Below are 853 nucleotides of genomic sequence, written 5' to 3' on the forward strand. Positions count from 1 at the left end.
GGTGCGCGCGCATGTCGCGGCCAAGGACGTCGGTATCCGCTTCATCGTGGGGACACGGTTGGTGCTCGACGACGGCGCCAGCTATCTGGCCTGGCCGACCGATCGCGAAAGCTATGGCCGGCTGACCCGCTTTCTGTCGCTCGGCCGCATGCGCGCACCGAAAGGCGAATGCCAACTCACCCGCACCGAATTGCTCGACCATGCGGAAGGCTGGGTGATGGCGGCCATCCCGCCCGCCTTGCCGGATGCCGCCTTTGCCGCGCGCCTTAAATCCGATGCGCGCGACCTTCGCAGGCGCCTTGCGATGCCGCTGCTCTGCTCCGCCCCCGTCACCTATGACGGCGCCGATCGCCATCGCTTGAACCTGCTGAGCCGCATGACGGTCGCCGCCAAGTCCGGGCTGCTGGCCACGACGGACCCCCGCTACCACCATCCCGATCGTCGCCGCCTCGCGGACGTGCTGACCGCGATCCGCCTCGGCGTGCCCGTCGATCGCATCGGCTTCGCGGCCGACCGGAACGGCGAGCGTTGCCTCAAGAGCGCTCATGAAATGGGCCGGCTCTTCGCCGCCTATCCGGACGCCCTGGCCAACACGATCCGTATCCTCGATGCCTGCTCGGGCTTCTCGCTCGATCAGCTCAGGCACGAATATCCGGAAGAGATCCTGGAACCCGGCCGCAAACCGCTGGAGACGCTGACCGACCGCGTCTATGAGGCCGCTGCGCTCCGCTGGCCAGACGGTGTTCCGGACGACATCCTGACGCGGATTGCGCACGAGCTGCAGCTGATCCAGGAGCTGGAATACGCGCCCTATTTTCTGACCGTCCACGAGATGGTGCTCTTTGCCCGATCG

Annotated in this window: 1 pseudogene; it reads left to right on the plus strand. The window is 66.8% G+C overall.

Going from position 1 to position 853, the window contains the following annotated elements:
• Positions 1-853 (plus strand): annotated as a pseudogene (locus GSQ92_RS29895) (error-prone DNA polymerase); the annotation flags it as partial.

Source organism: Acidisoma sp. S159 (assembly GCF_009766125.1).
In the GTDB taxonomy this organism is placed as follows: Bacteria; Pseudomonadota; Alphaproteobacteria; order Acetobacterales; family Acetobacteraceae; genus Acidisoma.